Annotated in this window: 22 protein-coding genes; 17 read left to right on the top strand and 5 right to left on the bottom strand. The window is 55.3% G+C overall.

The window, feature by feature from the left end:
• The first annotated feature begins 16 nt into the window (after window positions 1-16).
• From cyoB to cyoE, 4 genes are read left to right on the top strand one after another with little or no spacing between them, the layout of a single operon-like run.
• Window positions 17-2,008 (top strand): cytochrome o ubiquinol oxidase subunit I, encoded by a 1,992-nt coding sequence (gene cyoB, locus ABGB15_RS16395; RefSeq protein WP_152083663.1) that lies wholly within the window; start codon window positions 17-19, stop codon window positions 2,006-2,008.
• Window positions 1,998-2,612 carry a cytochrome o ubiquinol oxidase subunit III gene (locus tag ABGB15_RS16400; RefSeq protein ID WP_152083662.1) on the top strand — a complete coding sequence of 205 codons (615 nt, stop codon included), beginning with the start codon at window positions 1,998-2,000 and terminating at the stop codon, window positions 2,610-2,612. The genes cyoB and ABGB15_RS16400 overlap by 11 nt, the downstream gene beginning before the upstream one ends.
• A complete protein-coding gene (locus tag ABGB15_RS16405; RefSeq protein WP_152083661.1) occupies window positions 2,612-2,938 on the top strand; it encodes a cytochrome o ubiquinol oxidase subunit IV in 327 nt (108 codons plus the stop codon). Before ABGB15_RS16400 ends, ABGB15_RS16405 begins: the two co-directional genes overlap by 1 nt.
• Window positions 2,939-2,949: 11 nt before the next feature.
• On the top strand, window positions 2,950-3,837 hold the full coding sequence (gene cyoE, locus ABGB15_RS16410) for a heme o synthase (RefSeq protein WP_152083660.1): 888 nt from the start codon (window positions 2,950-2,952) through the stop codon (window positions 3,835-3,837).
• A 39-nt stretch (window positions 3,838-3,876) separates the two neighbouring features.
• Here cyoE and fucU read toward each other — a convergent pair whose 3' ends face one another.
• The 3 genes from fucU to fucI are packed head-to-tail and all read right to left on the bottom strand — an operon-like array spanning window position 3,877 to window position 7,529.
• Window positions 3,877-4,305, bottom strand: coding sequence for an L-fucose mutarotase (gene fucU, locus ABGB15_RS16415; RefSeq protein WP_215722743.1), 429 nt, complete (start codon window positions 4,303-4,305; stop codon window positions 3,877-3,879).
• The gene (gene fucK, locus ABGB15_RS16420) at window positions 4,298-5,704 is read right to left on the bottom strand and encodes an L-fuculokinase (RefSeq protein ID WP_313326817.1); all 1,407 of its coding nucleotides are present in this window, start codon (window positions 5,702-5,704) and stop codon (window positions 4,298-4,300) included. Before fucK ends, fucU begins: the two co-directional genes overlap by 8 nt.
• Before the next feature lie 46 nt (window positions 5,705-5,750).
• Window positions 5,751-7,529 (bottom strand): L-fucose isomerase, encoded by a 1,779-nt coding sequence (gene fucI, locus ABGB15_RS16425; protein ID WP_152083657.1) that lies wholly within the window; start codon window positions 7,527-7,529, stop codon window positions 5,751-5,753.
• A 408-nt stretch (window positions 7,530-7,937) separates the two neighbouring features.
• Between fucI and ABGB15_RS16430 the strand changes: the two genes are divergently transcribed.
• The 7 genes from ABGB15_RS16430 (at window position 7,938) to ABGB15_RS16460 (ending at window position 16,222) form a co-directional block, all read left to right on the top strand.
• Window positions 7,938-9,437, top strand: coding sequence for a sugar ABC transporter ATP-binding protein (locus tag ABGB15_RS16430; RefSeq protein WP_152083656.1), 1,500 nt, complete (start codon window positions 7,938-7,940; stop codon window positions 9,435-9,437).
• A gap of 2 nt (window positions 9,438-9,439) precedes the next feature.
• The gene (locus ABGB15_RS16435; protein WP_152083655.1) at window positions 9,440-10,423 is read left to right on the top strand and encodes an ABC transporter permease; all 984 of its coding nucleotides are present in this window, start codon (window positions 9,440-9,442) and stop codon (window positions 10,421-10,423) included.
• Between the two features lie 37 nt (window positions 10,424-10,460).
• On the top strand, window positions 10,461-11,411 hold the full coding sequence (locus tag ABGB15_RS16440; RefSeq protein WP_215722742.1) for an ABC transporter substrate-binding protein: 951 nt from the start codon (window positions 10,461-10,463) through the stop codon (window positions 11,409-11,411).
• Between the two features lie 11 nt (window positions 11,412-11,422).
• Window positions 11,423-13,012, top strand: coding sequence for an FGGY-family carbohydrate kinase (locus ABGB15_RS16445; RefSeq protein WP_215722741.1), 1,590 nt, complete (start codon window positions 11,423-11,425; stop codon window positions 13,010-13,012).
• 61 nt (window positions 13,013-13,073) lie between these two features.
• A complete protein-coding gene (locus tag ABGB15_RS16450; RefSeq protein WP_215722740.1) occupies window positions 13,074-14,069 on the top strand; it encodes a LacI family DNA-binding transcriptional regulator in 996 nt (331 codons plus the stop codon).
• A gap of 27 nt (window positions 14,070-14,096) precedes the next feature.
• Window positions 14,097-14,744, top strand: coding sequence for an L-fuculose-phosphate aldolase (gene fucA / locus ABGB15_RS16455; protein ID WP_215722739.1), 648 nt, complete (start codon window positions 14,097-14,099; stop codon window positions 14,742-14,744).
• 116 nt (window positions 14,745-14,860) lie between these two features.
• Window positions 14,861-16,222: an MFS transporter gene (locus ABGB15_RS16460; RefSeq protein ID WP_215722738.1), complete on the top strand. Its 1,362-nt coding sequence runs from the start codon at window positions 14,861-14,863 to the stop codon at window positions 16,220-16,222.
• Window positions 16,223-16,253: 31 nt separating this feature from the next.
• Here ABGB15_RS16460 and ABGB15_RS16465 read toward each other — a convergent pair whose 3' ends face one another.
• Window positions 16,254-16,745, bottom strand: a complete 492-nt coding sequence (locus tag ABGB15_RS16465) for a YajQ family cyclic di-GMP-binding protein (protein ID WP_215722737.1) — start codon at window positions 16,743-16,745, stop codon at window positions 16,254-16,256.
• A 124-nt stretch (window positions 16,746-16,869) separates the two neighbouring features.
• Here ABGB15_RS16465 and panE point away from each other — a divergent pair, with 124 nt between their 5' ends.
• Window positions 16,870-17,781, top strand: coding sequence for a 2-dehydropantoate 2-reductase (gene panE / locus ABGB15_RS16470; RefSeq protein ID WP_215722736.1), 912 nt, complete (start codon window positions 16,870-16,872; stop codon window positions 17,779-17,781).
• Complete coding sequence (yajL, locus tag ABGB15_RS16475; protein ID WP_215722735.1) at window positions 17,744-18,334, top strand: protein deglycase YajL; 591 nt, start codon at window positions 17,744-17,746, stop codon at window positions 18,332-18,334. Before panE ends, yajL begins: the two co-directional genes overlap by 38 nt.
• Window positions 18,335-18,447: 113 nt before the next feature.
• Here yajL and thiI read toward each other — a convergent pair whose 3' ends face one another.
• Window positions 18,448-19,896 (bottom strand): tRNA uracil 4-sulfurtransferase ThiI, encoded by a 1,449-nt coding sequence (thiI, locus tag ABGB15_RS16480; RefSeq protein ID WP_215722734.1) that lies wholly within the window; start codon window positions 19,894-19,896, stop codon window positions 18,448-18,450.
• Between the two features lie 190 nt (window positions 19,897-20,086).
• Between thiI and xseB the strand changes: the two genes are divergently transcribed.
• The 4 genes from xseB (at window position 20,087) to ABGB15_RS16500 (ending at window position 24,154) form a co-directional block, all read left to right on the top strand.
• Entirely contained in the window at window positions 20,087-20,329 is a 243-nt protein-coding gene (gene xseB / locus ABGB15_RS16485) for an exodeoxyribonuclease VII small subunit (RefSeq protein ID WP_152083644.1), read from the top strand.
• The gene (gene ispA / locus ABGB15_RS16490; RefSeq protein WP_215722733.1) at window positions 20,330-21,229 is read left to right on the top strand and encodes a (2E,6E)-farnesyl diphosphate synthase; all 900 of its coding nucleotides are present in this window, start codon (window positions 20,330-20,332) and stop codon (window positions 21,227-21,229) included.
• A 24-nt stretch (window positions 21,230-21,253) separates the two neighbouring features.
• Window positions 21,254-23,116, top strand: coding sequence for a 1-deoxy-D-xylulose-5-phosphate synthase (gene dxs / locus ABGB15_RS16495; protein ID WP_215722732.1), 1,863 nt, complete (start codon window positions 21,254-21,256; stop codon window positions 23,114-23,116).
• A 63-nt stretch (window positions 23,117-23,179) separates the two neighbouring features.
• Window positions 23,180-24,154 carry an aldo/keto reductase gene (locus ABGB15_RS16500; RefSeq protein ID WP_152083641.1) on the top strand — a complete coding sequence of 325 codons (975 nt, stop codon included), beginning with the start codon at window positions 23,180-23,182 and terminating at the stop codon, window positions 24,152-24,154.
• Window positions 24,155-24,172 lie beyond the last annotated feature (18 nt).

Here is a 24,172-nt window from a genome sequence, read left to right on the forward strand (position 1 = left end):
GGGGCCGAGGAAGAAAATGTTCGGAAAATTGACACTGGATGCGGTGCCGTACCATGAACCTATTATCATGGTCACGATTGCCGCAATTATCATCGGTGGCGCAGCCGTTCTGGGCTTAATCACTTACTTCGGTAAGTGGAGCTACCTGTGGAATGAGTGGCTGACTTCGGTTGACCACAAAAAACTCGGTATCATGTACTGCATCGTCGGTATCGTCATGTTAATTCGTGGCTTTGCGGATGCGATCATGATGCGTAGCCAGCAGGCGCTTGCTTCTGCGGGTGAAGCTGGCTTCCTGCCGCCGCACCACTACGATCAGATCTTTACCGCTCACGGCGTTATCATGATCTTCTTCGTGGCGATGCCGCTGGTTATCGGTCTGATGAACGTGGTTGTGCCGCTGCAAATCGGCGCGCGCGACGTGGCGTTCCCGTTCCTGAACAACCTGAGCTTCTGGTTCACCGTTGTCGGCGTGATCCTGGTTAACCTGTCACTGGGTGTGGGCGAATTCGCGCAGACCGGCTGGCTGGCTTATCCACCGCTTTCGGGAATTGAGTACAGCCCAGGCGTAGGTGTTGACTACTGGATTTGGGCGCTTCAGCTCTCCGGCGTTGGTACTACCCTGACCGGTATTAACTTCTTCGTGACCATTCTCAAGATGCGTGCCCCTGGCATGACGATGTTCAAGATGCCGGTATTTACCTGGGCATCTCTGTGCGCTAACGTCCTGATTATTGCGTCATTCCCAATTCTGACTGTCACCATCGCGCTGCTGACCCTGGACCGCTATCTGGGTACCCATTTCTTTACCAACGATATGGGTGGCAACATGATGATGTACATCAACCTGATTTGGGCATGGGGTCACCCGGAAGTGTACATCCTGGTTCTGCCAGTGTTCGGTGTATTCTCCGAAATCGCGGCAACCTTCTCGCGTAAGCGTCTGTTTGGTTACACCTCTCTGGTGTGGGCAACCGTGTGTATTACCGTTCTGTCGTTCATCGTTTGGCTGCACCACTTCTTCACCATGGGTGCAGGCGCGAACGTAAACGCCTTCTTCGGTATTACCACCATGATTATCGCCATCCCGACCGGGGTGAAGATCTTCAACTGGCTGTTCACCATGTATCAGGGCCGTATCGTGTTCCACTCCGCGATGCTGTGGACCATCGGCTTCATCGTCACCTTCTCCGTCGGTGGGATGACCGGCGTGCTGCTGGCAGTACCGGGTGCGGACTTCGTACTGCACAACAGTCTGTTCCTGATTGCGCACTTCCATAACGTTATCATCGGTGGCGTGGTCTTCGGCTGCTTCGCTGGCGTAACCTACTGGTGGCCAAAAGCGTTCGGCTTCACGCTGAATGAAACATGGGGTAAACGCGCGTTCTGGTTCTGGATCATTGGCTTCTTCGTGGCGTTTATGCCGCTGTATGTGCTGGGCTTCATGGGGATGACCCGTCGTCTGAGCCAGCAGATTGATCCACAGTTCCACCCAATGCTGATGATTGCAGCGGGCGGTGCAGCACTGATTGCCTGCGGTATCGCATGTCAGCTGATTCAGTACTACGTCTCTATTCGCGACCGCGAGCAGAACCGTGACCTGACCGGTGACCCATGGGGTGGCCGTACGCTGGAGTGGGCGACCTCTTCTCCACCTCCATTCTATAACTTCGCCATTGTGCCGCAGATCCATGAGCGTGACGCATTCTGGGAAATGAAAGAAAAAGGTGAAGCGTACAAGCAACCTGCTCATTACGAAGAGATCCACATGCCGAAAAACAGCGGCGCGGGCATTGTGATTGCCGCCTTCGCAACGGTATTTGGTTTCGCAATGATCTGGCACATCTGGTGGCTGGCGATTGTTGGCTTCGCTGGCATCGTAATCAGCTGGATTGTGAAGAGCTTTGACGAGGACGTGGACTACTACGTACCAGTCCGTGAAGTTGAGAAGCTGGAAAACCAGCATTTCGACGAGATTTCTAAAGCGGGGCTGAAAAATGGCAACTGATACTCTGGCGCACTCAACTGCCCACGCGCATGAACATGCGCACCATGATACGGGGCCGACGAAAGTCTTCGGTTTCTGGATCTACCTGATGAGCGACTGCATTCTGTTCTGCTGTCTGTTCGCTACCTATGCCGTTCTGGTGAACGGCACTGCGGGCGGCCCGACCGGCAAGGACATTTTTGAGCTGCCGTTCGTGCTGGTAGAAACCGCACTGCTGTTATTCAGCTCCATCACCTACGGCATGGCGGCTATCGCCATGTACAAAGACAACAAGAGCCAGGTTGTCTCCTGGCTGGCGTTGACCTGGCTGTTTGGTGCCGGATTTATCGGGATGGAAATCTATGAATTCCATCACCTGATCATGGAAGGCTTCGGCCCGGATCGCAGTGGCTTCCTGTCTGCGTTCTTCGCGCTGGTCGGGACCCACGGTCTGCACGTCACTTCGGGTCTGATCTGGATGGCCGTTCTGATGTTCCAGATCTCCCGTCGCGGCCTGACCAGCACTAACCGCACACGTATCCTGTGCCTGAGCCTGTTCTGGCACTTCCTGGACGTTGTGTGGATCTGTGTGTTCTCTGTTGTTTATCTGATGGGGGCGATGTAATGAGTCATTCAACCGATCATGGCGCTTCCCACGGTAGCGTAAAAACCTACATGACAGGTTTCATCCTGTCGATCATCCTGACGGTGATCCCGTTCTGGATGGTGATGAGCGGTTCTGCGTCTAAGCCGGTTATTCTGGGTGCAATCCTGGTAACCGCAGTGATTCAGATTCTGGTGCATCTGGTTTGCTTCCTGCACATGAACACCAAGTCCGATGAAGGCTGGAACATGACGGCCTTTATCTTTACCGTGATTATCATCGCTATCCTGGTAGTCGGTTCCATCTGGATTATGTGGAACCTCAACTACAACATGATGGTTCACTAAGAGCGGCGAGTATGTTTAAGCAATACCTGCAAGTAACGAAACCAGGCATCATCTTTGGCAACCTGATCTCCGTGATCGGAGGGTTCCTGCTGGCCTCTAAGGGCAGCATTGATTACACCCTCTTTGTTTACACGCTGATCGGTGTGTCACTGGTTGTTGCGTCCGGTTGTGTATTTAACAACTACATCGACATGGATATCGACAAGAAGATGGAAAGGACCAAAAATCGGGTGCTGGTTAGAGGCCTGATCGCCCCTTCCGTCTCGCTGGTGTACGCCACCTTGCTGGGTATTGCTGGCTTTATGCTGCTGTGGTTTGGTGCTAACCCACTGGCCTGCTGGCTGGGGGTGATGGGGTTCGTGGTGTATGTGGGCGTCTACAGCCTGTATATGAAACGCCACTCCGTCTACGGCACGCTGATTGGTTCTCTCTCCGGCGCTGCGCCGCCGGTGATTGGCTACTGCGCCGTCACGAACGAGTTCGACAGCGGTGCGGCTATCCTGCTGGCTATCTTTAGCCTGTGGCAGATGCCGCACTCCTACGCCATCGCGATTTTCCGCTTTAAGGATTATCAGGCAGCGAACATCCCGGTTCTGCCGGTCGTGAAAGGCATTTCGGTTGCCAAGAACCACATCACGCTGTACATCATCGCCTTTGCCGTGGCAACGCTGATGCTCTCACTGGGCGGCTACGCCGGGTACAAATACCTGGCCGTTGCGGCGGCAGTGAGCGTCTGGTGGCTCGGTATGGCCCTGCGAGGCTATAAAGTGGAAGATGACAAAGTCTGGGCGCGCAAACTGTTTGTGTTCTCGATTGTCGCTATTACGTCTTTGTCGGTGATGATGTCCGTAGACTTCATGGTGCCAGATTCACACAGCCTGCTGACATACGTCTGGTAAGTGTGCTGAATTGAAAAAGCCGGGTTTAACCCGGCTTTTTTATTGGGCTGGCGTAACGCCTTTCTTTAACAAAATATTGCCGTATTTCGCTGTCTCTCCCGTCACCACAATGGCAAACGCCTTCTGCGCCCGCCCATAAAATGCATACCGGTCGATACGCGTAATCTCCTCCCCTCCTCCCTCACCGAACAGCGCTTTGCGATAACGCGCTTCCACCTGCGCATCAAGCGTATCCCCAGCAACAGGAGCCATCATCACCAGCGGCGGCGCATAGCTGTCGAGTTCAAAGAGCGGGATCACCGCGGCCAGTAAATCACTTACGCGCAGGCCATCCGCGTGAATAACTTTTGGCCCCAGGCTGTGCGCGGGAAAGTGGGCATCAGAAAAAATGATCTCATCTCCGTGCCCCATTTCAGCCAGTGTTTTTAAAAGTTCCGGCGAAATCAGCGGCGATATCGTTTTAAGCATAGGTTTGTTCCTTCGGATAAAAATAGCGGTAGCGGTACTGGACCCGGCCGCGCGCGTCTTCGGCACTCGCCGCCTCTCCGGCCCCCCACCAGCCGTATAACGATGCTCCCAGCACGGTGGTTTCACCGTCATCAAGAACCTTCACCGGGATACCGAGCGCATCGGCTTTTAGCTGATTCCACAGCGCATTGCGGCTTCCACCGCCCACCAGCAGCAGCTCGCGCGCCTTAAACTGCGCGATGGCCTCCAGGGCGATAAGATTTTCTTTTAGCCGCGCCGTCAGCCCTTCGAGCGCCGCACGGTAAAAGTGAGCAGGCGTGGTATTGAGCGTCACGCCCTGCCATCCGGCGAGCGGAGAATCAAGCAGCCGGGTATTCATCTGCACCCCGTCTGCCCCCTCCGGTATTGCCACTGCCTCAGCCAGAATAGTGTCCCAGCCCGTCTCTGCGGGCCAGAACAGCGAGCGGACCCACTCCAGCACGCCGGATGCCATATATTGCGTCCCCGGATTATAAAGCCCCGTCTGGCTGTCCAGTTCACAGGTTGCGCCAGGGTACTGCACCAGTAAAGGCGTATTCACCTGTGACGTCCGTGCCATCAGGATTTCCCAGGTCCCTGAAGAGAGAATGGGTTCATTAATGCCTGCGCCCGCACCAAAAAGCGCAAACTGCGTATCATGCCCGGCGGAGATAACCGGCACGCCACAGGGTAGCCCAAGCCTGTGCGCTGCGTCCGGCTGCAGCTCACCAATCACCTCACCAGGAGAAACCAGAGCAGGGAAAAGCGAGCGAGATACTCCCACCTTCGCCAGAATCGTTTCGCTGAACTGGCGCTGATGAAGATCGAACATCTGGCTGGTGCCTGCCATAGTGAGATCGGTCGTCATCCTTCCGGTCAGGCGATGGTTGATAAGCGAGGAGATAAAAAGCCAGGCGTGGGCACGGGACAACAGATCGGGATGGTTTTCCTTCAGCCATAATAACTTGTACAACGTATTGAAACTAAACTGCCCCACTCCTGTGATCCGCTGTAATTCAGCGGAGAAGCCTGTACGGGCAACATCGTCCATCACCGGAACAGTACGCGGGCATTTCCAGCTAATGACCGGGTAAAGCAGCTCTCCCCTTTCATCCACCAGCGCACCATCCACACCAAAGGTGGTTACGCTGATCCCACACAGCCGGTACTCACTCAGCACCTCGCCAATCGTCTGACAACACATAGCAAAACGCTGCATGATGGCGTCAAGCGACCACTGGTGCCACGCCGGGTTTTCAGCAGCGCGTTCGCTGGCATTGGCAACAGCCGCGCGCGCCACAATCTTCCCTTCGGGATCGAGCGCGATCGCACGCACGTTGGTTGCGCCGCAGTCGAGAACCAGAAAACATTTTTTCATCACGGCCCCCACAGGTTGCCAGCCCGCCTGAGCAGGCTGGCAGACAGGCTTAACGTTTGTACAGCGGCCCGTAGTTTTCACAGGCGCGGTAATCCTGCCCTTCTACGTCCATCCCGTGAGCGCCCCACGCCGTCGGGCGATAAATCTGCTCGTCCGGCACGTTATGCATGCACACAGGAATGCGCAGCATCGAGGCCAGGGTGATGAAATCAGCACCGACGTGCCCTACGGTTAACACCCCGTGGTTAGCCCCCCAGTTTGCCATTACTGAATAGACGTCGGAGAACGGTCCTTTGCCAGTCAGACGTGGGGCAAACCAGGTGGTAGGCCAGGTGGAATCCGTGCGTTTGTTCAGAATGTCATGCACCTCTTCTGGCAAATCGACGCTCCAGCCCTCGGCAATCTGTAATACCGGGCCAATTCCCTTAATAATATTCACGCGGGTCATGGTAAACGGCACGCCGCCTCGGGTCAGGAAGTTTGAGGAGAAGCCACCGCCACGAAAATACTCATGCACCGCCGGACACCAGTGGGTGGCGGCCAGGCAGGCATTGGCTTCCTCTTCGGTGATCTCCCAGTGGGGTTTCAGCGTCGGTTTCCCTTCAGCATTTTTCTGCTCCGCCGTGCCGTCCAGCGCAGCCGAGCCGGAGTTGATCAGGTGAATAATGCCGTGCTCCGCAAGCCCGGTCAGTTTCTGGCCGGTAACGCGTTCAACCGACTCCGGCGACCAGTAGGTACGCACATCGGCGAAGATCTGCGCGGTGCCGGTCATCAGGTGCCCAAAGAGCATTGCCACGCCGTTCAGACTGTCATTTTCGGTCGCCACCACGTAAGGCTGGCGAATGCCATTCCAGTCGAAAGAGCTGTTAAGCAGCGCCTCTGCGGTATCGCCGTTGGGATAATGATCGGTCCAGTGACGCTGCCCCTGGAAACCGGAAGCTATCGCGTTATAGCCCAGCGACTCCTCCACGCGGCCCATCTCAGCAAGTTTAGGGTTGCCCTGCATCATGTCGCGTATACACATCGCCATCAGCAGGCTTTCCCGCAGGATCGCTGCATTTTGCTGCTCGTTGCGGCGATACTGCTGCGCATTTTTATCTTCGCCGAAGCGGAAGTGCTCTTTGGCCCAGCCCAGTGCCAGTTCAAGCTCCTGTTCATCGTAGATCTTATGATCGATACGACGGCGCAGCTCGGTCATATCTACCGCCTGCACCTTCATACCAAGCCATGACTCAAAGAAGTTATGATCGACAATCGAGCCTGCGATCCCCATCGAAACACCGCCCACCGACAGATAACTTTTCCCCTTCATGCTCGCCACGGCCAGGCCAGCACGGGCAAAACGCAGTAGCTTTTCCTCGACATCCGCCGGAATCACCTCGTCGCCCGCATCCTGCACATCATGACCATAGATCGAAAATGCCGGAATCCCTTTCTGGTTGTGCGCAGCCAGCGCAGCCGCCAGATAGACCGCGCCAGGGCGCTCGGTGCCGTTAAAGCCCCAGATAGCTTTAGGGCGCAGCGGGTCCATATCAATGGTTTCGCTGCCGTAGCACCAGCACGGGGTCACGGTAATCGTCAGGCCAACGTGAGAGGTGCTGAACTTCTCTTCGCAGGCGGCGGATTCCGCCATACCGGCGATGCAACTGTCGGCAATCACGCATTCAACGGGCGTTCCACAGGGGTGACGCAATTTTTCACTCAGCAGCGCAGCCGTGGCTTTCGCCATGTTCATGGTCTGCTCTTCCAGAGATTCGCGCACTCCCATCCGGCGGCCATCAATTACAGGTCGAATGCCAATACGGGGTAACGCTTTTTTCGTTTTCATAGCCCTTCCTCACGTTGGTTAACCTATCCGCTTCGTGGGCGTAGCCGTGCCAAAAGCGCATCGACAGCACCGGAAACAGAGAATAATGAAATTTGCTAACTCGAATTAGCTTAGGTTTCATAACAAAAATGAGACAAGATAATTGTGCGGGATCTGTGAGCAGATTCACGATGAGAGGTCAAAATTCGATCAGCGTCAGGTATTACGATTCAGCACAAAATTAATAAATCATTTAAATTCAATTAATTAACAAAATACCTTTGCACGTCGTCACAATTTGAATACAAATGATTTGGCTAAATTATGACCCTAAAATAGCTTTTAAGGACGTAAGCTAAGTCGAGTTAGCTTAATAACAGAATCTATGTGGCTATTGATTCATTGCCTTTCCAACACAGGAATTTTGCAATGTCAGAGACTCTTATTCAGATGAAGCGCATCACCAAACGCTTTCCCGGCGTGCTGGCGCTGAATCAGGTGGATTTCGATTTACGTCGTGGCGAGGTACATGCCCTGCTGGGTGAAAACGGTGCCGGAAAATCGACGCTAATGAAAATATTGTCCGGTGTCTATCAGCCCGATGCGGGTGATATTCAGTTTGAAGGACAACCTGTTTCATTCAGCGATCCGCTGAGCGCGCAGCATGCGGGTATTACCATTATTCACCAGGAATTTAATCTCTTTCCCGATTTAACCGTGGAGGAGAATATCTTTATTGGCCGCGAATTTTGCAAAAATAGCCGCTGGCAGCTGGATAAACGCGCCCAGCGCCAGGCCGTTGAGAAAATACTGCAAACGCTGAATTTAAAAATTGCCCCGGATGCTCGCGTCAGTGATTTAACCGTAGCCCAGCAGCAAATGGTGGAAATAGCCAAAGCCATCTCGGTTAATGCCAAAGTGCTGATTATGGATGAGCCTACCGCCGCGCTCACGGAGAGTGAAATCGAGAGCCTGTTTGACGTCACACGCATGCTCAAGGCGCAGGGTACGGGGATTGTCTATATCTCGCACCGCCTGGAGGAACTGGCGCTGATTGCCGATCGCGCCACCGTCATGCGCGACGGGCACTATATCGCCACCGTGGATTACGAAATGGTGCAGATCGGCGAGCTCATCGCCATGATGGTGGGCCGCAATCTCGACAATATCTACCCTAAACGTCCGCCGCATCAACGCACGGAAAAAGTGCTGGAAGTTAATGGCCTGACGCGCAACGGCGTGCTGAACGATATTGACTTCACTCTCTGGCGCGGCGAGATCCTCGGTCTGGCCGGGCTCATGGGGGCAGGACGTACAGAACTTGCCAGAGCCCTCTTCGGAGCCGATCCCATTGACGCCGGCACGCTGACGCTAAACGGTACGCCAACCCGCATTAAAGACGTGGCAGATGCCATTGATAAAGGCATTAGCTATTTAACCGAAGATCGCAAAAAAGAGGGGCTCGCCCTCGGCCTTTCCGTTGAGATGAACATCATGCTCGGCAATTACCCGGACTATTCCGGTCTTATGGGCAATGTCGATGAAAAGCGCTGTCGGGAATCCAGCCAGAAACTGGTGGATGCACTACGCATAAAAACGCCGCATCTGGAGCAGGCGGCACTGAATTTAAGCGGCGGTAATCAGCAAAAAATCATTATTGCCCGCTGGGTCTGCAAAGACACCGATATTTTAATTTTTGATGAGCCAACACGGGGAATTGATGTCGGCGCAAAACTGGAAATTTACGAATTAATGAACCGCCTTGTCGCTAAAGGTAAATCGATCATCATGATTTCATCCGAACTGCCGGAAGTTTTAGGAATGTGTGACCGCATATTAGTGATGCGCGGCGGCCGCATTACCGGCGAAATAGAGGCTGAGCACGCCACCCAGGAAAAAATCATGCAATACGCCACGCTGGAGGATTAATCATGTCTGTCACCGTCCCTTCGCCGCAAAGCGGGAATCATTCGATGAAAATTAATAAAGCGCTGCTGATGCGCCTGGCTCCCCTGTTTAGCCTGGTGTTGCTGGTTCTTTTTTTCAGCTTCAGCTCACCGTTCTTCTTTAATACCGAAAATATCATGACCATCGCCCTGCAAACGGCGGTGATTGGCATCATGGCCATTGGCGTCACCTTTGTCATCATCACCGCCGGGATCGACCTGTCGCTCGGTTCGGTGGTGGCGTTCTCTGGCGTTGCGGTAGGCATTGCCGCCGGGTTTGGTATGCCACTGCCAGTTTGCATTCTGGCCGGTGTGCTGGCGGGTGGCGTCTGCGGCTATGTAAACGCATTTCTGGTCACGAAGATGACTATCCCACCGTTTATTGCCACGCTCGGCCTGATGATGTCCGTTCGTGGTATCAACATGGTGATGACCGACGGACGCGCGATTTACTTTTCTGACTACCCGGAATTCAAAACTCTGGCGCAGGGCCGCCTGTTCGACGTGCTGCCTTATCCGGTGTTTTACCTGGTCATTGTGGCACTGGTTGCGATGTGGATACTGAAAAAAACGGTGATGGGCCGCTATATCTACGCCGTCGGCAGCAATGAAACCGCAGCGCATCTTTCCGGGATCAAAGTGCAGCGGGTGAAAATTTTCGTCTACGCCTTCTGCGGCCTGTTGACCGGTATTGCCGGGGTGATCCTCGCCTCGCGTCTCAACTCCGGCCAGCCGACCGTGGGCGTCGGCTACGAGCTGGAAGCGATCGCCGCGGTCGTCATCGGCGGGACGAGCCTGATGGGTGGCGTGGGCACTATCGGCGGCACCATCATTGGCGCGTTCATCATGAGCGTGCTGAAAAACGGCCTCAATTTAATGGGAGTATCTCAGTTCTGGCAAATGGTGGCGATGGGCGTGGTCGTCGTGGCCGCCGTCTACCTGGACACGTTACGTAAAAGAATGCGTTAGGTTCTCGACACAAAAAACCCTACAACGGAGCAAAATAATGAAAACCAGCCATATCCTGAGCGCCCTGTCGCTCGTCGCCATCATGACCAGCAGCGCGCTGGCGAAAGATTTAAACCTGCCGGTGGTCAGTAAAGGCTATCAGCATGAATTCTGGCAAACGGTCAAAATGGGAACCGAAGCCGCCGCAAAGGAGTTAGGTGACAAAACCAGCTATGTAGGCCCGGCGGATGAAACGCAAATCGCCGAGCAAATCCAGCTGGTGGAAAACACCATGGCGCAGAAACCGAACGGCCTGCTGCTGGCCGCGCTGGACGCTAATGCCCTTGCCCCGCTGGTCGAAACCGCCAACAGCCGTGGAATTAAGGTCGTAACGTTCGACTCCGGCGTGAATTCCGATATCCCGGCCAGCTTTGTCGCCACCAACAACCGTAAGGCGGGCGCACAGGCGGCGGACGCGCTGGCTGAACAGATCGGTCAGAAAGGGAAAGTGGGGATCATTGCCCACGTAGCCGGGACGACCTCCGCCATCGAACGCTCCGAAGGGTTCAGCGAGGAGATGAAAGCGAAGTATCCGAACATTCAGGTGCTGCCTGTCCAGTACAGCGATGGCGACCCGCAAAAAGCGATGGATAAAACCATTGATATGGTTCAGGCCAACCCGGATATCGCGGGCATTTATGCCACGAATGAAGGCTCAACCCTGGGCGTGGCGAACGCCATCGACAGCCAGAACCTGAAGGGAAAAGTTAAGGTCATCGGCTTCGACAGTACCGAAGCAATCATTAATTTCCTTAAGAACGGTGTGATTCAGGGCTTTGTGGTTCAGGATGCATATCAGATTGGCTACCAGGGCATTAAAGCGCTGAATGCGGTGATTTCCGGGCAGACCGTGGCGAAAGAAATTGATATTCCAGTGAAATATGTCAATGCACAGAATATCAACACCCCTGAAATTGATAAACTGCTGCATCCGTTTGGTAAAAAATAAGGGAGTTCAGGATGAGTGACGGCTATTTCCTCGGCGTTGATGTCGGTTCAGCCAGCGTGCGGGCGGGGCTTTACTCTGCCCAGGGCGATCGACTGAGCTTTGCGACCCGCCCGATATCGCAGTTTCATGCCAGTAACGCGCGCGTGGAACAATCTTCCGCGGAGATCTGGCAGCAGGTTTGCGCGGTGGTGCGGGAAGCCGTCGACTCATCGGGTATCGCCAGTGAAGCCATTCGCTCCGTGGGATTCGACGCCACCTGTTCGCTGGTGGCGCTGGATGCCAACGGAAATGGCCTGAGCGTCTCGCCGGACGGCCCGCCGACGCAGGACATTATCATGTGGATGGATCACCGTGCGCAGGCTGAAACCGCCCAAATTAATGCCACCCGCGACCCGGCGCTGCGCTATGTGGGCGGCGAAGTGAGCATTGAGATGGAGCTGCCCAAGCTGCTGTGGCTACAGCATCACCATCCTGAAACCTGGAATAAGACCTGGCGTTTTTTCGACCTGGCCGATTTTCTGGTCTGGAAAGCGACCGGTCAGGACGTCGCCAGCCTTTGCACTCTCACCTGCAAATGGAACTACCTGGCGCATGAGGCACGTTTCAGCGACACCCTGCTCAGGGCCGTTGGTCTGGAAAACCTACTGACTAAAATTCCCGAACATATTCTGGACGTAGCCGACTGTGCGGGAACTTTAAGCCCGCAGGCGGCACACGCGCTGGGTTTATCCGAAGGCGTAATCGTGGCAAGCGGCATGATCGACGCCCACGCGGGCGGCGTGGCGCTAACCGGATCGCAGCCGGAAGGTACGCTGGCACTCATCAGCGGAACCTCAAACTGCCATATGCTTGCCAGCCAGAAAGAGATCCACACGCCCGGCGTCTGGGGGCCTTACTGGAGCGCCATGCTGCCGGGCTACTGGCTGACAGAAGGCGGGCAGAGTGCTGCTGGCGCGCTGGTCGACTGGACGCTGCGCGAACACGGAGCCAGCGCGGAGTTACTGGCGAAAGCGAAGGCGGCACAACGCCATCCGGTGGCGCTAATTAATGACTGGGTCACTGCCCTTGAACAGGAGGAGAAATACCCCACCCGCAACCTGCATATTCTGGCGGATCACCACGGCAATCGTTCGCCACGTTCGCGCCCGGACGCACGAGGCAGCGTCGTTGGCCTGACGCTGGAAACGGGAGAACGCGCGCTGGCAAGGCTGTATCTCGCCACGCTGCAGGCTATCGCCTACGGCACGCGACATATCATCGACACCCTGACGCACCAGGGTCACACGCTGTCACGTATTGTGATTTGCGGCGGGGCGACCCATAACCCGCTCTGGCTGAGGGAATACGCCGATGCAACCGGCTGCGACATCCATCTGTTAGCTGAAGAGGATGCGGTCACGCTGGGGGCGGCGATTTGCGGCGCAGTGGCAAGTGGTGCCTGGCCCACGTTAACCGATGCCACGCGTGTGATGGTCAAAACCGGAGAAGTCATTCCCCGTCGTCCGGAAACGGCGGCCTTCCACCAGCAAAAATACGCGGCTTACCTTGCGCTGTGGACACAGCAGCAGGCGCTTAATCAACTGATGCAACAGGAAATGTAATGGCAGGATGCGTATGCTTTATCTGCAGTTTTTCACGTACGTTAAGGATTGAGGCATAGCAATGGCCAAAACAGTTGAACAGATAGCTAAGGATCTGAATTTATCCGTCACCACCGTTAGGCTGGTGCTGGGCGGCAAAGCTGAGCAGTACAGGATCAGCGTGAAAACGCAGGCCAGAATTAATGAACATGTCGAGCGCTACGGCTACACACTGAACCATTCAGCGCGCAGCCTGAAGCTGAACAAAACCGAGACGCTGGGGCTTATCGTGCCCAATATCTCCAACGTCTTCTTTGCCACGCTCGCAGAAAAACTCGAACTGCGCTGCCGCCGTTCGGGCTATCAACTGATGATCAGCTGTACGTATAACGATGTGGATTATGAAAACAAGCTGGTAAAAGCCTTAATGGCACGCAACGTGGACGGCCTGTTTATCGTCCCCTCCACGCTGGAAAACCAGCAGCACCATTTGCGGCAGATCCAAAAGCCGCTGGTGCTCCTCGACCGTGATTTTGGCTTTACCGACAACGCACTGGTGGAGAGTCATAACGAAGCCGGGGGCGATGAACTGACCCGCAGCATGCTGGAGAGTAGCGAAACTCCGCTCTGGTTTCTGGTTGGCGATACCGCGCTTCCCAGCATCACCGACCGTCTCAACGGTTATCTGCATGCGTTGAAAGCCGCAGGAATTAACCACCGCGAGTGGGTCATCGAAGGGCCAGACAACACGCCGCAGGGGGGATACGCCCTGATGGACTCACTTATCGCCAGCAACGGTGTCCCGCAGGCTTTTATCGCCTCGTCGTTACCGGTGCTGGAAGGAGCAATCGAGGCCCTGCGCGCACGTACTGGCTCAGTCCCGAGGAATATCAATATCGGCACATTCGATGAACACCCCATGCTGGGATTCCTGCCTAACAGCGTCTGGTCGATGCAGCAGGATGAAGATACCTGGGCGGAAAAAGCGTTTGAACTTATGCAACGAGCCATCGACGGCGACGCAGTCAACGAGACGGCGAAAGTCGATATGAAGCTGGTCAAACGTTCCCGCCAGTAAGAATAAAACTGTACCCGGAGAATAAAAATGGAACGAGCCCGATTAGCCAGAGACATTATCGACACCTGCCTTGAGATGACCCGTTTAGGGTTAAATCAGGGCACCGCCGGCAACATTAGCGTGCGCTACCGCGACGGGATGCTGATTACACCGACCGGCATTCCCTACGAGTACCTCACCGAAGAGAGCATCGTCTATGTGGATGCAGAAGGTCACCACGAGGAGGGGAAACTGCCGTCGAGCGAATGGCGTTTTCATCAGGTGGTGTATCAAACTCGCCCGGAAGCCAATGCCGTCGTTCATAACCACGCAGTCAACTGCACAGCCGTCTCGATACTGAATCGCCCTATTCCGGCCATTCACTACATGATTGCCGCCGCGGGCGGTAACTCCATCCCTTGCGCCCCTTACGCGACCTTCGGTACACGCGCCCTGTCAGAGCATGTCGCGGTGGCGTTACGCGATCGCAAAGCCACGCTGTTGCAGCATCATGGGTTGATAACCTGCGAAGAGAGCCTTGAGAAAGCGCTGTGGCTGGCGCAGGAAGTGGAGGTACTGGCAAAACTCTATCTGAAAACGCTGGCGATTGTTGATCCCGTCCCGGTGCTCAGCAACGAGGAAATTGCCGTCGTGCTTGAAAAATTCAAAAGCTACGGGTTGCGCGTCGAGGCGTAATTTTTTTTATCCGAGGGTGCTTTTATCACACCCTCGTAATATCTCTTAAACAAACACCTATTTACCGCACTTATCACCCCGCCTAAACTATGGCCTGCATTTTGGTAGAGGTGGTAATGAACGATTATAAAATGACGCCGGGCGAGTTGCGCGCGACCTGGGGTTTAGGGACTGTTTTCTCGCTACGTATGCTTGGCATGTTTATGGTCCTGCCTGTTCTGACCACATACGGAATGGCGCTACAGGGTGCCAGCGAAGCGTTGATTGGCCTGGCGATTGGCATTTATGGTTTAGCCCAGGCGATCTTCCAGATCCCCTTTGGTTTACTCTCTGACCGCGTTGGTCGCAAGCCGCTTATCGTCGGCGGGCTACTGGTCTTTGTACTGGGCAGCGTGATTGCCGCCCTCTCCCACTCTATCTGGGGCATTATTCTTGGCCGCGCCCTGCAGGGCTCTGGCGCGATTGCCGCCGCCGTCATGGCGCTATTGTCGGACTTAACCCGCGAGCAGAACCGCACTAAAGCGATGGCCTTTATTGGCGTCAGCTTTGGCGTCACCTTTGCGATTGCGATGGTGCTTGGCCCCATCATCACGCATAAACTTGGCCTGCACGCCCTGTTCTGGATGATTGCCGCGCTGGCAACGCTCGGCATTGCATTAACGCTATGGGTTGTGCCGGACAGTAAAAACCACGTTCTGAACCGTGAATCCGGCATGGTAAAAGGCAGCTTTAATAAGGTGATTGCCGAGCCACGCCTGCTGAAGCTGAATTTCGGCATTATGTGCCTGCACATCCTGCTGATGTCCACGTTTGTGGCGCTTCCAGGCCAACTGGCGGCTGCGGGCTTCCCGGCTGCGGAACACTGGAAAATCTATCTGGTGACCATGCTTATCTCTTTTGTCTCCGTCGTGCCGTTTATCATCTACGCCGAAGTGAAACGTAAGATGAAACGCGTCTTCCTCGGTTGCGTGGCACTGCTGCTGATTGCGGAAATTGTGCTGTGGGGTTCGGGCCCCCACTTCTGGGAACTGGTTATCGGCGTGCAGCTATTCTTCCTGGCCTTTAATCTGATGGAAGCGCTGTTACCTTCACTTATCAGCAAAGAATCCCCGGCTGGCTACAAAGGCACCGCAATGGGGATTTACTCCACCAGCCAGTTTATCGGCGTCGCGATTGGTGGCTCCCTCGGCGGCTGGGTGGACGGCCTGTTTGACTCTCAAACGGTATTTTTAGCAGGCGCATTGCTGGCGATGCTCTGGCTGCTTATCGCCAGCACCATGAAAGAGCCGCGCTATGTCAGCAGTTTACGAGTGGAAATCCCGGACGATATCGACATTAACGATGCGCTAAAACAACGCATTGAAGCGAAAGAAGGCGTTACTGAGGTGTTGGTTGTGCCGGAAGAGCGTAGCGCCTACGTCAAAATTGACAGCAAAATCACTAATCGCTTTGAAGTGGAGCAGGCGCTGAAAGCCTGAAAAAAAGCCCGGAAAACCGGGCTTTTTTGACTTAATCGCGGAAGTTTTTAAACTGGAACGGTTGTCCCAGATCGCCACCGCGCACCAGCGCCATGACGGACTGCAGATCGTCACGGGATTTACCGGTTACACGGATTTCTTCCCCCTGGATCTGCGCCTGAACTTTCAGCTTGCTGTCTTTAATGAGCTTAACGATTTTTTTCTGCACCGCGCTCTCAATACCCTGCTTCAGTTTGGCTTCAACAAACCAGGTTTTGCCGCTGTGCACAAACTCTTCCGGCACATCCAGCGATGTGCCTTCAATGCCACGCTTTAACAGCTTGGCGCGCAGAATATCGAGCAGCTGATTTACCTGGAAATCAGATTCGCTCAGCACCTTAATCGTCTTATTTGCATCGTTCAGCTCAAACGTCGCCTCAACGCCGCGAAAATCGAAACGTGACTCAACTTCACGGCTTGCGTTTTCCACGCCGTTGCGGACTTCCTGGATATCAACTTCGGAAACAATATCGAAAGATGGCATCTTTTCTTCTCCCTTCATTTTTGTTGCGTTGCATAATACCCGCTACAAGGCATAACGAGAAGCGTAGCTGACGGCGCTATACTTAGGCCGTAACACCTGGCGCAGTTGCAGGTGAGGAGGAACAATGAAAATTACAGTGCTCGGATGCGGAGCCCTTGGCCAGCTATGGCTAACCGCGCTGTGCAAGCACGGACACGAGGTACAGGGCTGGCTGCGTGTGCCCCAGCCCTACTGCAGTGTAAACCTGATTGATGAAGACGGAAGCATCTTTAACGAATCGCTCACCGCGAACGATCCTGATTTTCTTGCGCAAAGCGACCTGCTACTGGTCACTCTCAAAGCGTGGCAGGTTTCGGATGCGGTGAAAACACTGGCGGACCAGCTCCCCTCCACGTCGCCCATTTTACTGTTGCATAACGGTATGGGCACCCTTGATGAGCTGAAAAGCATCGCCCAGCCCCTGCTGATGGCCACCACCACGCATGCCGCACGACGTGATGGCAATATCATTGTGCATGTTGCCAGCGGCGTAACGCACATAGGCCCGGCCCGTGAACAGGATGGCGACTACAGTTATCTGGCGGACACACTGCAAAACGTGCTGCCGGACGTGGCCTGGCATAACAATATTCGCCCACAGCTCTGGCGCAAGCTGGCGGCCAACTGCGTGATTAATCCGCTGACGGCACTGTGGGACTGTCCGAACGGTGAGCTGAAAAACCATCCGCAGGAGGTTGCAGCCTTGTGTGCCGAGGTCGCGTCGGTGATTGAACGTGAAGGCTTACACACATCGGCGGATGATTTACGCTATTATGTTGAGCAGGTTATTGATAGTACGGCAGAAAATATCTCTTCGATGTTGCAGGATGTTCGGGCGTTACGCCACACCGAAATCGACTACATCACCGGCTATCTGTTAAAACGCGCCCGCGCACACGGCATCGCTGTGCCGGAAAACGCCCGCCTGTATGATCGAATTAAACGTAAGGAGAGTGAGTATGAGCGCGTCGGCACTGGTATGCCTCGCCCCTGGTAGCGAAGAGACTGAAGCGGTAACCACCATTGACTTAATGGTGCGCGGTGGGATTGCGGTGACAACCGCCAGCGTCGCCAGCGATGGCGATCGGGTCATCACCTGCTCTCGCGGCGTGAAGCTCCTTGCGGATGCTCCACTGGTCGAAGTGGCTGACGGCGATTACGACGTCATCGTCTTGCCTGGCGGAGTGAAAGGCGCGGAGTGTTTCCGCGACAGCCCGCTGCTAGTCGAGACCGTCAGGCAGTTTCACTTGTCTGGTCGCATTGTCGCCGCGATTTGCGCTGCCGCCGGAACCGTTCTGGTTCCTCATAACCTGTTCCCGATTGGCAACATGACCGGTTTCCCTGGGCTGAAGGCGACGATTCCAGAGGACCAGTGGGTGGATAAACGCGTCGTCTGGGACCCGCGCGTCAATCTGCTGACCAGCCAGGGGCCGGGTACCGCGATTGATTTTGGCTTAAAGATTATTGACCTGCTGGTGGGACGCGAGAAAGCCTACGAAGTGGCGTCGTCGCTGGTGATGGCGGCAGGGATTTATAACTACTACGAATAAAAAAAGCCGGGTGGCGGCTACGCCTTACCCGGCCTACACGTGCTCATCTTTTCTCCCTCTCCCACAGGGAGAGGGTCGGGGTGAGGGCATCAGGCCGCACTCCCGGCAACAAACTACGGGCGATACACCTTCACATTCGCAAAGCCCTGCTCGCGCAGGTAGAGCGCCTGCAGACGGCTCATCACGCCGCGCTCACACCACAGCAGATACGTTTTGCTCTGGTCGAGGTCGCCAAATTTGGTGCTCAGCTTGTAGAACGGCAGAGACACCACGTCCACACCTTCAACCTTCAGTGGCTTGTCATCCTGCTCATCAATAGAGCGGATATCCAGAATCGCATCGTTGGCACCGAAACCGCTGACGGTCTCAACTTCGACCACGTCCTGCTCGGTCTGCTGGGCAATCTCGCGAATATCAATGTTGGACGCTTCCGCCACCACTTTCTCAAGAATGGCAAAATCGAAGTGCTCTTCTTCCGCTTCAATCTTCGCCTTCACCGCTTTGACGGTCGGGCTTTTTGAGATAACACCGCAGTATTCCGGCATGGTGCGGGCAAAATCTTCGGTGCCAATTTCACGCGCTAAATCGATGATGTGCTCTTTATCATGGGAGATCAGCGGACGCAGGATCAGCGTATCCGAGACGTTGTCGATCAAACGCAGGTTGGTCAGCGTCTGGCTGGAAACCTGGCCCAGCGCTTCACCGGTGACCAGCGCCTGTACGCCGTAACGCTCAGCAACTTTGGACGCTGCACGCACCATCATGCGTTTCAGTACCACGCCCATCTGGCCATCGTCCACTTTCTCCAGGATTTCGCCAACCACCGGCTCAAAGTTGATTGCCACGAAACGCACGCGGTGGGAGCTGCCAAAGCGGTTCCACAGATAATGCGCCACCTGACGCACGCCGATTTCATGCGCCGCGCCGCCCAGGTTGAAGAAGCAGTAGTGTACGCGGCAGCCGCGACGCATCAGCATGTAGCTGGAGACGCCGGAGTCGAAGCCGCCGGAGATCAGCGACAGCACATCTTCCTGAGTGCCGATCGGGAAGCCACCGATACCTTCGTAACGGCCTTTTACCAGCAGCAGGCGATCGTTTTCGATCTCCAGATTGACGGTGACATCCGGGTTGGTGAGACGCACGCGCGCGCTCTCAACATGCTGGTTCAGACCACCGCCGACATAGCGTTCTACTTCGATAGAGCTAAACTCATGCTTGCCACGGCGCTTCACGCGCACACAGAAGGTTTTGCCTTCGATCTGGTCGCGGTACTGCACCAGCGCTTTTTCAAAGATGTCATGCATATCGCTGAACGGGACGTCTTCCACTTCCAGAATATGGTGGATACCCGGAATGCGGGTCAGCGCGTCGCGGATATCAAGACGTTTGTTTTCGTCTTTGGCACGCACTTCTACGTGGTCCCAGTGGCGCACCACGGCGAGGGTTTCGTCGTAGTGCTTTAATACGTTACGAATGTTCCCGGTGAGAATTTTAATAAAGCGCAAACGCACAGATTGGCTTTTGATGGTGATTTCAGGGAACAATTTAATGATAAACTTCATGGCGGCAATGTTTCTTAGGCAAGCGATAAGGCTTGTAATGGAAAAGTACAGCAGCCCCTATAACCGAAGACTGCTTCCAGGCGCGCAAGTATACCACCATCGCGCCGCTCCTGTGCACATTGCGCGTTATTTGATAATTGCCCTGAGTCCGTTACCATATCGGGGCTGAGAATATAAGAGTCAATTCACTATGCCGAAGAAGAACGACGCACCGGCCAGTTTCGAAACTGCGCTGAATGAACTGGAGCAAATCGTTACCCGTCTGGAGAGCGGCGATCTCCCGCTGGAAGAGGCGCTCAACGAATTCGAACGTGGCGTGCAGTTGGCGCGCCAGGGGCAGGTCAAACTGCAGCAGGCTGAGCAGCGTGTGCAGATCCTGCTCTCAGATGCCGAAGACGCAAAAACCACGCCTTTCACACCGGACGCCGAGTAAATGGATTTTGCCAACGCGCTTCAGGCGCGCGTAATCCGCGCTAACGACGCCCTGCGCCGTTTTATTGCGCCACAGCCTTTTCAGAACACTCCTCTGGTTGAGGCCATGCATTATGGCGCACTCTTAGGCGGAAAGCGCCTGCGCCCGTTCCTGGTGTATGCCACAGGCAACATGTTCGGGATCAGCGATAACACGCTGGACGCCCCGGCGGCTGCCGTTGAGTGCATCCACGCCTATTCGCTGATCCACGATGATTTACCCGCCATGGACGATGACGATCTGCGTCGCGGCCAGCCGACCTGCCATATCAAGTTTGGCGAAGCAAATGCCATTCTGGCGGGAGATGCTCTGCAAACGCTGGCATTTTCGATTTTAAGCGATGCCCCGATGGCCGAAGTGAACGACCGCGATCGCCTGGCGATGGTGTCCGAACTGGCGATGGCCAGCGGCGTCGCCGGAATGTGCGGCGGTCAGGCGCTGGATTTAGAGGCGGAAGGCCGCCAGGTTGACCTGGAACAGCTGGAACGCATTCACCGCCATAAAACGGGGGCATTAATCCGTGCCGCCGTTCGTCTGGGCGCACTGAGTGCAGGTGAACGCGGGCGTAACGCCCTGCCGATTCTGGACAGATACGCAGAGAGTATCGGTCTGGCGTTCCAGGTTCAGGATGACATTCTGGATGTGGTGGGCGATACTGCAACATTGGGAAAACGTCAGGGTGCGGACCAGCAGCTTGGCAAAAGTACCTATCCCGCCCTGCTGGGCCTTGAGCAAGCCCAACGTAAAGCCTGGGACCTGATAGAGGATGCCCGCCAGTCACTGAATGAACTGGCCGCGCAATCACTGGATACCTCGGCACTGGAAGCGCTAGCGGACTACATAATCCAGCGTGATAAATAAACTATATATCTCGATGAGCCTTTGATGAGTTTTGATATTGCCAAATACCCGACACTGGCGTTAGTTGACTCCACCCAGGAGCTACGCCTGTTGCCGAAAGAGAGTCTGCCGAAGCTGTGCGACGAACTACGTCGCTACCTGCTCGACAGCGTCAGCCGCTCCAGCGGCCATTTCGCCTCCGGGCTTGGCACGGTTGAGCTGACCGTGGCGCTGCACTATGTCTATAACACGCCATTCGATCAGCTGATTTGGGACGTGGGCCACCAGGCCTACCCCCACAAAATTCTGACTGGCCGTCGCGATAAAATTGGCACTATTCGCCAGAAAGGTGGCCTGCATCCGTTCCCGTGGCGCGGCGAGAGCGAGTATGACGTGTTAAGCGTCGGTCACTCCTCCACCTCCATTTCTGCAGGCATTGGTATTGCCGTCGCCGCTGAAAAAGAGAACAAACAGCGTCGCACCGTCTGCGTGATTGGCGACGGGGCGATCACCGCCGGTATGGCGTTTGAGGCCATGAACCACGCGGGTGATATCAAGCCGGACATGCTGGTTATCCTCAATGATAACGAAATGTCGATTTCTGAAAACGTCGGCGCGCTGAACAACCACCTGGCGCAACTGCTCTCCGGTAAGCTCTATTCAACCCTGCGCGAAGGCGGTAAAAAGGTCTTTTCCGGCGTACCGCCAATTAAAGAGCTGCTCAAACGTACCGAAGAACATATCAAAGGCATGGTGGTGCCGGGCACGCTGTTTGAAGAGCTGGGCTTTAACTACATCGGCCCGGTTGATGGCCACGACGTGCTGGGTCTGGTCACCACGCTTAAAAACATGCGCGACCTGAAAGGCCCGCAGTTCCTGCATATCATGACCAAAAAAGGGCGTGGTTACGAACCGGCAGAAAAAGATCCGATCACCTTCCACGCCGTACCGAAATTCGACCATACCAGCGGTTGCTTGCCAAAAAGCAGCGGCGGCATGCCGAGCTATTCGAAAATCTTCGGCGACTGGCTGTGCGAAACTGCAGCCAAAGACAATAAGCTGATGGCGGTCACGCCCGCCATGCGTGAAGGCTCCGGGATGGTGGAGTTTTCTAAAAAATACCCCGACCAGTATTTTGACGTGGCTATCGCCGAGCAGCACGCCGTAACGTTTGCTGCTGGCCTGGCGATTGGCGGTTATAAACCGATTGTCGCCATTTATTCGACCTTCCTGCAGCGCGCCTACGATCAGGTGATCCATGACGTGGCTATCCAGAAACTGCCGGTGCTGTTTGCTATCGACCGCGCAGGCATCGTGGGTGCTGACGGCCAGACGCACCAGGGCGCATTTGATCTCTCCTTCCTGCGCTGCATTCCTGACATGGTGATCATGACGCCAAGCGACGAAAACGAATGTCGTCAGATGCTGTTTACCGGCTACCACTATCAGGATGGTCCAAGCGCGGTTCGCTACCCGCGCGGCAATGCCGTAGGCGTTGAACTGCAGCCGCTGGAAAAACTGGAGATCGGTAAAGGTCTGGTCAAACGTCGCGGAGAGAAAGTGGCGATTTTGAACTTCGGTACGCTGATGCCGGAAGCGGCAAAAGTTGCCGAAACGCTGAACGCCACCCTGGTGGATATGCGCTTTGTGAAGCCGCTTGATGAAGCCCTGATCCTGAATATGGCCGAAAGCCATGACGTGCTGGTCACGCTGGAAGAGAACGCCATTATGGGCGGCGCAGGTAGCGGTGTGAACGAAGTGCTGATGGCGAACCGTAAAATTGTTCCGGTTCTGAACCTCGGCCTGCCGGATCACTTTATCCCACAAGGCACGCAGGACGAGGCCCGCGCGGCCATTGGCCTGGATGCCGCCGGTATCGAAGCTAAAATCCGTACCTGGCTTGCCTGAATTCCCCCCTTTTCCGCTCCTGCTATGCTTAAACGTAATGTTTAACACAGCAGGAGTGGAACCATGCAATACACTACATTAGGAAAAACAGACCTTAAGGTTTCCCGGCTTTGTCTGGGCTGCATGACGTTTGGCGAGCCTGACCGGGGAAAACATGCCTGGACGCTACCGGAAGAGAGCAGCCGCCCCATCATCAAACGCGCCCTCGACGGCGGCATTAACTTTTTTGATACCGCCAACAGCTACTCCGACGGCAGCAGCGAAGAGATCGTTGGTCGCGCCCTGCGTGACTTTGCTCGCCGGGATGACGTCGTTGTCGCCACCAAGGTTTATCATCAGGTTGGCGATCTCGCAGAAGGGCTGTCACGCGCGCAAATCCTGCGCTCTATTGACGACAGCCTCCGCCGCCTGAACATGGATTATGTCGACCTGCTGCAGATCCACCGTTGGGATTACAACACGCCGATTGAAGAGACGCTGGAAGCCCTTAACGATGTAGTGAAAGCGGGTAAAGCGCGGTACATCGGCGCGTCATCCATGCATGCTTCGCAGTTTGCGCAGGCGCTGGATCTCCAGGCGCAGCACGGCTGGGCGCGTTTTGTCACCATGCAGGATCACTACAACCTGATCTATCGCGAAGAAGAGCGCGAGATGCTGCCGCTTTGCTACCAGGAAGGGGTGGCGGTGATCCCATGGAGCCCGCTGGCGCGCGGACGCTTAACCCGCCCGTGGGGGGAAACCACCGCCCGCTCAGTATCGGATGAGTTTGGAAAAACGCTGTACGAAGGGACAGAAGCCAGCGATGCGCAGATAGCTGAACGCCTTGCGGGTATTGCTGACGAAACCGGAGCCACGCGTGCGCAGGTAGCGCTGGCATGGGTGCTGAGCAAACGCGGTGTAGCAGCACCGATTATCGGCACATCGCGGGAAGAACAGCTGGATGAGTTGCTGAGCGCGGTGGATTTAACGCTGACGCCGGAGCAGATTGCGGAGCTTGAAACGCCGTATCAGCAACATCCGGTGGTGGGGTTTAAATAGGAATTGTGCGGCCTGACG

Source organism: Enterobacter sp. MALB-1 (genome assembly GCF_041021625.1).
Classification (GTDB): Bacteria; Pseudomonadota; Gammaproteobacteria; order Enterobacterales; family Enterobacteriaceae; genus Enterobacter; species Enterobacter oligotrophicus.